The 9,044-nt window shown below is 67.0% G+C and carries 6 protein-coding genes and 1 rRNA gene; 2 read left to right on the top strand and 5 right to left on the bottom strand.

Annotated features, from left to right (window positions below):
* Positions 1-22 precede the first annotated feature (22 nt).
* Both AC1DHX_RS05270 and AC1DHX_RS05275 read left to right on the top strand, forming a co-directional pair.
* Complete coding sequence (locus AC1DHX_RS05270) at positions 23-1,768, top strand: helicase HerA-like domain-containing protein (RefSeq protein WP_476860378.1); 1,746 nt, start codon at positions 23-25, stop codon at positions 1,766-1,768.
* Positions 1,769-1,902: 134 nt separating this feature from the next.
* Positions 1,903-2,895, top strand: a complete 993-nt coding sequence (locus AC1DHX_RS05275; protein ID WP_476860379.1) for a hypothetical protein — start codon at positions 1,903-1,905, stop codon at positions 2,893-2,895.
* Positions 2,896-3,001: 106 nt separating this feature from the next.
* On the opposite strand, the gene AC1DHX_RS05280 is transcribed toward AC1DHX_RS05275, so the two are convergent.
* The 5 genes from AC1DHX_RS05280 to rrf form a co-directional block, all read right to left on the bottom strand.
* Entirely contained in the window at positions 3,002-4,960 is a 1,959-nt protein-coding gene (locus AC1DHX_RS05280; RefSeq protein ID WP_476860380.1) for an NHL domain-containing thioredoxin family protein, read from the bottom strand.
* Entirely contained in the window at positions 4,957-7,131 is a 2,175-nt protein-coding gene (locus AC1DHX_RS05285) for a bifunctional copper resistance protein CopD/cytochrome c oxidase assembly protein (protein ID WP_476860381.1), read from the bottom strand. The genes AC1DHX_RS05280 and AC1DHX_RS05285 overlap by 4 nt, the downstream gene beginning before the upstream one ends.
* Positions 7,132-7,352: 221 nt before the next feature.
* Positions 7,353-7,640 carry an HU family DNA-binding protein gene (locus AC1DHX_RS05290; protein ID WP_011776355.1) on the bottom strand — a complete coding sequence of 96 codons (288 nt, stop codon included), beginning with the start codon at positions 7,638-7,640 and terminating at the stop codon, positions 7,353-7,355.
* A gap of 425 nt (positions 7,641-8,065) precedes the next feature.
* Positions 8,066-8,548 (bottom strand): hypothetical protein, encoded by a 483-nt coding sequence (locus AC1DHX_RS05295; protein ID WP_476860382.1) that lies wholly within the window; start codon positions 8,546-8,548, stop codon positions 8,066-8,068.
* Positions 8,549-8,950: 402 nt separating this feature from the next.
* Positions 8,951-9,044, bottom strand: a 5S ribosomal RNA gene (gene rrf, locus AC1DHX_RS05300); the annotation flags it as partial.

A 9,044-nucleotide genomic window follows, 5' to 3' on the forward strand; every position in this document is an offset into this window, starting at 1 on the left:
CGGACCCGGCTAAGCTAACCGCATGGCCATCAAATCCACTGCAGACAAAGTCGCCACGATCGTCCAGGGCTACACTTTGGACGGCCCGACGATCGAGCTCGGCGCGGCGATCGTCGACGGCGAACTCCACAAGGAAGCCTCCGTCCGGCTGCCGCTCGCGATGATGAACCGGCACGGCCTCGTGGCCGGGGCGACAGGCACGGGCAAGACCGTCACGCTGCACATGATGGCCGAACAGCTTTCCACCGCCGGCGTGCCCGTGTTCCTGGCCGACATCAAGGGCGACCTCTCGGGCCTGGCCACCGCCGCCACGGGCACCGAAAAACTCTTGGCCCGCACGGAGAGCATCGGCCAGGCCTGGTCGGGCAAGACTTTTCCGGTGGAGTTCCTGGCCCTCGGCGGCGACGGCAAGGGCATACCGGTCCGCGCCACCATCACCTCCTTCGGCCCCATCCTGCTCTCCCGCATCATGGACCTGAACGAGACCCAGGAATCCAGCCTGCAGCTCGTCTTCCATTTCGCGGACAAGAAAGACCTGGAGCTGATCGACCTCAAGGACCTGCGGGCCGTGATCCAATTCCTGACCTCGGCCGAGGGCAAGGACGAACTTGAGGAACTCGGCGGCCTCTCCAAGGCAACCGCCGGCGTGATCCTGCGCGAACTGATCACGCTCGAGGCGCAGGGTATGGAGAAGTTCTTCGGCGAACCCGAGTTCGACACCGCCGAACTGCTGCGTACCGCGCCGGACGGCCGCGGTGTGGTGAGCTGCCTGGAGCTTCCGACGCTGCAGACCAAGCCCATGCTCTTCTCAACGTTCCTCATGTGGCTGCTGGCCGACCTCTTCGAGGACCTGCCCGAGGCCGGTGACCTCGACAAGCCCAAGCTCGTCTTCTTCCTCGATGAGGCCCACTTGCTGTTCAACGGCGCCTCGAAAGCCTTCCTGGATGCGATCACCACCACCGTCCGGCTCATCAGGTCCAAAGGTGTCGGAATTTTCTTCGTGACGCAGACCCCCAAGGACGTCCCCGCCGACGTCCTCGGCCAGCTGGCAAACCGCGTGCAGCACGCCCTCCGCGCCTATACCCCGGAGGACGCCAAGGCCCTCAGGGCCACCGTCTCGACCTTCCCGACCAGCGACTACGACCTCGAGGAGACCCTCACTACCGCCGGCATCGGCGAGGCCGTCATCACAGTCCTGAATGAGAAGGGCGCGCCGACCCCGGTGGCGCTGACCCGGCTCCGCGCCCCGGAGTCCGTGATGGGTCCCAGCACCGACGAGCTGATCTCCAGCACCGTCGCCGCTTCCGCCCTGCTGCCCAAGTACGGCACCGCCGTCGACAACATCTCGGCGTACGAGAAGATCGCCGCCGAAGGCGGTGACCGCACAGGCGCTGCCACCGGGCCGGCGGCCGGGACCGCACACCACGGCGGCGCACGGGACGGCGGCAGCCAGGAATCCGCCCAGAGCGGCGGTTTGGACCCCCGCGCCATCGACGCCGAAGCCCGACGGATCGAGGAGGAAATCCTTGGCCGCCCCAGCAGCCGCCCCGCGCCGGCGCCCAGGATGCCCGACGATGACAACGTGGCCGAGCGGCGTGCCCCCCGGCCGGCGCAGCCGCCGGCCGGCGGTGGCGGGGGCATTGGCGGCGAACTCGCGGGGGCCCTGGGCGGTGGCCTTCAGAGCATGGCCCGCTCGCTGGGGACCCAGCTTGGCAGGGAACTGCTCCGCGGCGTCTTCGGCACTTCCTCCAAACGCCGCCGCCGCTAGGGATCACCGCGGCGGCATCCAACCGAACGTTCCCGGCCCGCGGGCCCGGCGGCCTTCAGCCATGCTCCGCGTCACAGATGCGGACTGTGACACCGGGATTCCTGTGGGGTACAGGTAACGTAAGAATGGTGCAGATGAGTCAGGCGTTGGTCAAAATCGCAGCAGTGTGGCTGCTGGGACTGATGCTTGCCGTCGCCGGGGCCATCGTGTCGATCAACCTGGTGAACGACTCCATTGCCGGGCCCCAGCAGCCAGTCCGCGAATATTTGAGTGCCCTGCAAAAGGGCGATGGCGAAAAGGCGCTGGGCCTGTTGCGCGCCTCCGTGCCACAAAGCAACCCGGCGATGCTCGACGGCACGGCCCTGCAAACCGCGGCGGCACGCATCTCCGACGTCAAGCTTGGCGCCGCGGAAGAGCGCGGTGCCAATCAGGTCATGGTGCCCATGGAGTACACCGTCGACGGCAACAAGTTGCGAACCGAGTTCCTGTTGGAGCGCTCCGGCACCGAGTGGCTGTTCTTCCACAAATGGTCTTTCGTCCCCTCTGAGCTGCCCGTCCTGGACGTCACCGTGGTCAACTCCAGCGAGGCCACCCTCAACGGCGTGCCGGTGAACATGCCCAACGGCCGCAACTCCTTCGCAGTCTTCTACCCGGGCGAGTACGAGGCGACCCTGAACGGCCAGTACTTCTCCGCCCCGGCCACCCGCGCCACCGTGTCGGCCGCGGACGCGCCTCCGGCGCCGCTGAACCTGCTGACCGAGGCCACGGGCGCCCTGAAGGAGGCCGTGAGCGGCAAGGTCAAGGAGTTCCTGGACTCCTGCGCGGACGAGGCCGACAAGCAGCAGAAGCTGCAGCCCAACTGCCCGTTCTACCACGCCACCAACAACCGCGTGATGGACGGAACCATCGACTGGAGCATCACGGACTACCCGAGCGTCAGCATCGAGCCGTTCGGCGGCCGCTGGGTGGTGGCGCCCCTCGACGGCAAAGCCCGGATCAAGGCCCGCCAACAGGATCTGTTCTCGGGCGCCGTGTCCGACATCGACTCCGTCCACGATTTCAGCTTCACGACCCGTCTGGACATCGACGGCGACACCGTCAAGCTCACGCCGCAGCTGGACTACTAGTACCCGCCGGGGCTCCGCGGCCGGAGGCCCGAAGAAAGCCAAAAGGCTGCTGTCCGTGATTCAGGGTCACGGACAGCAGCCTTCGGCTCAGCCTTGGCGCAGCGGCTCAGTCCATTCCGCGCAGGTCCAGGACCAGCTCGGTGTCTCCGTCGGCCTGCAGGAGCACGGGGATTCCCCAGTCCTGCTGGTAGAGGTGGCAGGCCGCATGGTCCGGGATCTCGCCGTCGGCGTCTTCGGGCCCGTCACACGCGGCCGCGCGGGCGGTGATGTGCAGGACGCCCTCGGGGACGTCGGAGGAAAGCTCCAGGGTGCGCAGGAGCCCCACGGACGTCCCGCCGCCGGAGACCAGCAGTTCGGGGGGTGTGGACGAGATCTTCAACTGGGTGGGATCGCCCCAGCGGTCGTCCAGCTTCTGACCGGTGGGCGCCGTGAAGCGGACCGCCAGTTCGAGCGGCCCAGGCGCCACGGGGCTCTTGGGCCGGTGGGTCTGCGCCGCACCCTCGTCCACCTGCTGGGCTTCCTTCGGGATGGGCACGTACACGAGCTGGTGCTTGTTGGCCTCGACCACCACCAGCAACGGCTCGGATCCGGCGACCTGGGTGTGGTCCACAATCACGTCCGAGGGCTCGGACAGTCCGCGGGCCAGCGTGGAGACCGTGCCCGTTGCGGGGTCGTAGCGGCGGACTGCGCCGTTGTACGTGTCCGCGATGGCCACCGAACCGTCAGGGAGCACCGTGACGCCGAGCGGGTGCTGCAGCCGCGCCTCCCCGGCGGGTCCGTCGCGGAAGCCGAAGTCGAACAGGCCCTTGCCCACCGCCGACTCGACGGTGATGCTGCCCGCGTCATCAATCACGAGTTTGCGCAGGGCGGAGGTCTCGGAGTCAGCCACCCAGATGTTGCCGTCCGCGTCTTCGGCGAGGCCGGAGGACTGGGCGAACCAGGCTTCAGCGGCCGGGCCGTCCAGGAGCCCTTCGAGGCCGTTGCCGGCGATGATCTTTACGGCCCCGGAGGTCGGGTCGAAGCTGAAGATCTGGTGCACTCCCGCCATCGCGACCACCACGGCGTTGAGCTTGGTGGACCAGACGACGTCCCACGGCGAGCTCAGGGACACCGCGAGCGGGTCCGCCTCGAGCCGGGTACCGTAGGCGGCGCCTTCCTCGTCCACGCGGGCCGGACCGGTTTCCAGCAGCCGCTGTACGCCGTTGCCGGCCAGCGTCCGGACGGTGCCGTCCGTGAGGGACAGCCCGCGGAGCCGGTGATTCACTGAGTCGGCAATGACGACGTCGTAACCGGCGTCCGCGGCGACATCCTCAGGCAGCAGCACCAGGCCCTGCGGTTCGTTGAACCGGGCGGTGGCGGCGTTGCCGTCGGCGTGGCCCTTTTCGCCCGAGCCGTACGTGGCCAGCACGGTCTGAAAGTCGGTAGAGAGTTCCACGAGCCGGTGATGGCCGGTGTCGGTCACCAGCCACGAGCCGTCGCCGGCGCCTCCGACGCCGCGGCCGGCGGGCAGGAACAGGGCCTTGCCCGGGAAGCGCAGTGTTCCCGACGTCGGTTCCGGCGCCACATAGGGGCCGTCGCCCCGGTGCAGGGTGCCCCTGGCTTCGTGTTCGGCGATCAGCTCGGGGATCAGCACGGCGAGGCCGTCCGCGTGGCCCTCGCCGGAGAGGTGCGCCACGATGTAGCCCTCGGGATCGATGACCACCAGGGTCGGCCAGGCCCGGGCCGTATAGGCCTTCCAGGTGTCCAGCTCGGGGTCGTCGAGGACAGGGTGGCGGATCTCGTAGCGTTCGACGGCGGCCGCCAGCGCCACGGGATCGGCCTCGTGCTCGAACTTGGGCGAATGCACGCCGACCGTCACGAGGACATCCGAGTACTGCTGCTCGAGCGGGCGGAGTTCGTCCAGGACGTGCAGGCAGTTGATGCAGCAGAACGTCCAGAAGTCCAGCAGCACGATCTTGCCGCGCAGGGATTCAAGGTCCAGGGACTTGCCACCGGTGTTAAGCCAGTTGCGGCCCACCAGTTCGGAGGCCCGGACCCGGAGGTGGGTGCGTACGGTTTCGGTCATGAGCGTCCTTCCAGCTTTGAATTGCGTTCGGCAAGCCTGGCGTCGCGCTCGGCCAGCTTGGCAAACATATCGTTGTAAGCGGTGAGATCGGCGTCGTTATTCCTGTCCGCCGCCCGGTCGGTGCGTTTGGACTCGCGCGCGTCGGAGCGGGACCACATCACGGCGACTCCGATCGCTACCAGCAGGGTTGGCACTTCGCCGATCCCCCACGCCACGGCACCGCCCATCTGTTGGTCCAGCAGGGCCGCGGGGCCCCAGGTCCGCCCCAGGTTGCCGAAGTAGTCGGCGGCCAGCAGTCCGGTGCCGCCCATGATGGCGACGCCGAAGAACGCGTGGAAGCCCATGGTGGCCAACAGGAGCAGCAGCCGCATGGGGTACGGTGCGCGGCGCGGCAACGGATCGGTGCCGATCATGGTGAGCACGAAGATGTAGCCGGTGAGGGCGAAGTGCAGGTTCATGAGTTCGTGGCCCACGTGGTCCCGCATCGCATAGCCGAACGCATCCGAGTAGTAGAAAAGCACGATCGAGCCGGCGAAGTTGGCGGCCGCGAACAGCGGGTGGGTCACCAGTTGCGAGAACTTGGAGTGGATGAAGATCATGAGCCACTCGCGCGGGCCGCGGGAGCTGTCGCGCCGGGGGGTCAGCGCCCGCAGTGCCAGCGTCACGGGGGCGCCGAGGACCAGGAAGATGGGGGCCACCATGGTCAGGGCCATGTGGTCCACCATGTGCGCCGAAAACAGCACCCTGCCATAGACCGACGGCGGCCCCGAGGTCACATAGGTGAGGACCATGAGTCCGATCACCCAGTTGACCGTCCGGAACCAGGGCCACGAGTCGCCCCGCTTCAGCACCCTTCGTACGCCGAGGAGGTAGGACACCAGGCCAAATACGACGACGGCGATCCAGAGCCAGTCGAGCCGCCACTCCGTGAGCCATCGGTCCGGGGTCAGTTCCGGCGGCAGCTCGTAGCCCGAGAGGATGAAGGCCGGCGAAGCGTCGGGGGCGAAAGTGGTGGGCTGCGGCGGGGCGGAACGCCCCAGCGCGACGGCGATCCCGGACGTCGCTCCCATGATGATCAGCTCCACGATCACCAACTGCCACAGCACCCGCCGCGCGGACCTGCCCATGGCGCGGTTGCCCAGCTGCGGGATGACCCAGCGGCGGTGCATGAGCCCGATGCCGCCCAACACCAGGACCGCTGCCGTCTTGGCCAGGATCAGTTGCCCGTAGGCGGAGCCGAAGAGGTCTGCCCATGTGGTGAGGCGGATGCTGGCGTTGATCACGCCTGAGGCGAAGACCAGCGCGAAGGCAAAGCCGGCCAGGGATGAGAACCGGCGCAGGGTTGGCTCGGTGATGTCTGCAGTCCCCGAAGCTGCCCCCGAGGTGCGGCCGCCGGCGCCCGTGCCCTCCAGGACCCCGGAGAGGACCGCGAGCATGATGATGCCGCCCACCCAGGCCGATACGCCGACCAGGTGCAGGCCGAGCGAATTGATGGCGCCCTCGTGGTCGCTGGAGCTGGAGGAGTGTCCGATCAGGGCAGCGGGAACCAGACCGATCAGCGAAAGGACCAGCGTCAGTGCCAGGCCGCCGCGGGAGCGCACTCCGAACAGGGCGGTGGTAACGACGGCGGCGATGATTACGACAGCCAGCCACGCGCGTCCGGTTTCGATGTCCGTCATGAAGTAAACGAGGGAGCGGGTGAATTCCGGATCCCCGGAGATGCCCTGCCCCGCAATGTCCGCGTAGCCCAGGACCAGCACGGTGATCGCGGACAGCGTCCAGACGGCGCCGGCGGCCGCTGCCACGGCCAGCGCCCGGGTGAAGGCGGGATGTTCCGGGGCGTCCTGCTCCTTGGACCGGGAGCCGTTCCTGTTTCGCGGCAGGATGCCGACGGCGAAGATCAGGCCGCCGATCACGGTGGCGACAGCGACGTTGTGGATCGCTTTGCTCACCGGAAGCCCCCAGCGCACCAGTGCCCCGGGATCTGAGACCTCGCGGGCGGCTGCTGCGCCGGAGAAGATAAGTGCCGCTACCAGGCCAATAAACAACGCGCCAAGGCCTGCGATCAGCCAAGGCCGGGCAATCCCGGCGGGACCGGAGCCAGGGCCGCGTGCGTCCCCGGGGGGAACGGGCGCTGCGGTTGTGGGCGTGGGATTTACTGCGGAAGGCACACCTCCATTGTCCGCTACGCCGCCTAGCTCAGCGAATCGGCCCCGGCGGCTGGGCCTCTGGGGATCCGCCAAGCCGGCCCGGCCTTCAAAGGACTGCGGATTCGTCGGGAAGGCCGCCCGGCCGGGCTAAGACCGATTAGGGACCGGGTTAGGGACTGGCCGGGGACGCAAAAGGAGCGGCAACCCGAGGGTTGCCGCTCCTTTCAAGCCTGCGAAGAAGACTACTTCTTCTTGGCGACTGCAGCCTTCAGCTTGGAGCCGGCGGTCAGCTTGACGCTGTGGCCAGCGGCAATCTGGATGGTCTCGCCGGTCTGCGGGTTGCGGCCGGTGCGAGCTGCACGGTCGGTGCGCTCTACGGCGAGCCAGCCCGGGATGGTGATCTTCTCGCCCGCGGCGACGGAGGTCTCGAAGACCTCGAACAGTGCGTCGAGCACGGAGTTGACTGCTGCCTGGCTGGTGCCGGCCTTGCCTGCTACCTCTGCAACAAGTTCACTACGGTTCTTAGCCATTTATGTCCTCCTGGACGGTCACGATTTTTGGAGCCTGCACACGGCATGCGTACAAACCACTGTTCGAAAACTTACCAGCTTGGCGCCTCAGAGGTGGCAAATTCCGCGTGTTTTCGGCCTTTTTTGGGGAAAATCACTGGAATCGGGCGCCGATCGCCGTCAAATTGCGCCGAGAGCGGAAGCCCCCTCGTCGGCGCCGTTTCACCGAGTTCCGCCGCGGTCCCCGCCGGCGTACTTTGTGCCGCCAGGTAGCCACCCCGGGCGCTGCCCGCTGCTGACCCGTCCCATGGTCTGTAAGTCTATATCCGGCTGCTCTGTGAGTGGCTGGCAGTCTGGTGCTGTGGCCTGGCTTGGGCGTGGCTCACCCATGGTATTGCCTCCGAGGGGAATCTCCCACGTACTGATGAGGCCTAACTCTTGGTGTTCTAAGACTGCTTGGCACCATTCAAGGATTTGAACTGGCCGCCGAGCTCTTGCGCCAGGCCCTTCAAGTCCATACCGCTCGGAGACTCCTGAAGTGCCTCGGACATGTCCACGACCATCCAGTTTTTACCCTCCACGATGGCTAAAGGCTGGGTGCTGTCCGCATACAGCTGCTGCTCAGCATTTCGGGCCTCTTCGGTCTTGAACCACTCGACCTGGACACGTTTTGAACAGACGGCGTATTCGGCCGTGTAACCGGCCAGCTCCGGATTGATGATGGGGGCCGTTTTGGGCGCTTCCTCGCAGCCAATGACATCGGCAACGGCTCGGCGGGCTTCCTCGATAGAGCCGAATTCCGTATGCTGCGGGGACTGCGAAGACTGGGCATTCGAGGACTGCTGCGCCTCCATGCCACAGGCTGTTAGGACGCAGATCAGCCCCAGCATTGTGGTCGTAGCGGCGTACTTGAACTTGCCTGTGATCATCACCGGACACCCCCCAAGGTCAGTGGACTAATACTTGCACAACGCCAGGAACTTAATATGTAGGGGGCCAGTTCCAAGGAGCTGGCTTGTCCTTTCGCTGCGCTGGCTGCGCTATCAGAACCCGGCTTGACGAATTTAGAAGCATCCTGGCGGGCAGTGAGGGGATGCCTTGGCGGGTCGACGCCGGCACCGGCCTTGGATGCCCTGCCGGCTGCCCGGGGATGTGGGGCGCTCGTGGCGGGCCCTGGGGCCGCTGTGATGGCAGGCCGTGTACCGGACCGGTTTGGGGGCATCTGGCCGTGGGCCCGGGCTCCGGGGCCGGGGTCCCGGCCCTGCCGGAGAGGGGGGTTAAATGCGGGAGGACCCCCACCTGGTGGTGGGGGTCCTCGACCGTTAATGGTGTTCCGGCGGTGACCTACTCTCCCACACCCTCCCGGGTGCAGTACCATCGGCGCTGTGGGTCTTAGCTTCCGGGTTCGGGATGGGACCGGGCGTT

This window comes from Arthrobacter sp. 05N33_2, from assembly GCF_056397425.1.

Bases quoted from the DNA above. Each gene is read 5' to 3' on its own strand.
- AC1DHX_RS05270 (WP_476860378.1), top strand. From the start codon at position 23: ATGGCCATCAAATCCACTGCAGACAAAGTCGCCACGATCGTCCAGGGC.
- AC1DHX_RS05275 (WP_476860379.1), top strand. From the start codon at position 1,903: ATGAGTCAGGCGTTGGTCAAAATCGCAGCAGTGTGGCTGCTGGGACTG.
- AC1DHX_RS05280 (WP_476860380.1), bottom strand. From the start codon at position 4,960: ATGACCGAAACCGTACGCACCCACCTCCGGGTCCGGGCCTCCGAACTG.
- AC1DHX_RS05290 (WP_011776355.1), bottom strand. From the start codon at position 7,640: ATGGCTAAGAACCGTAGTGAACTTGTTGCAGAGGTAGCAGGCAAGGCC.
- AC1DHX_RS05295 (WP_476860382.1), bottom strand. From the start codon at position 8,548: ATGATCACAGGCAAGTTCAAGTACGCCGCTACGACCACAATGCTGGGG.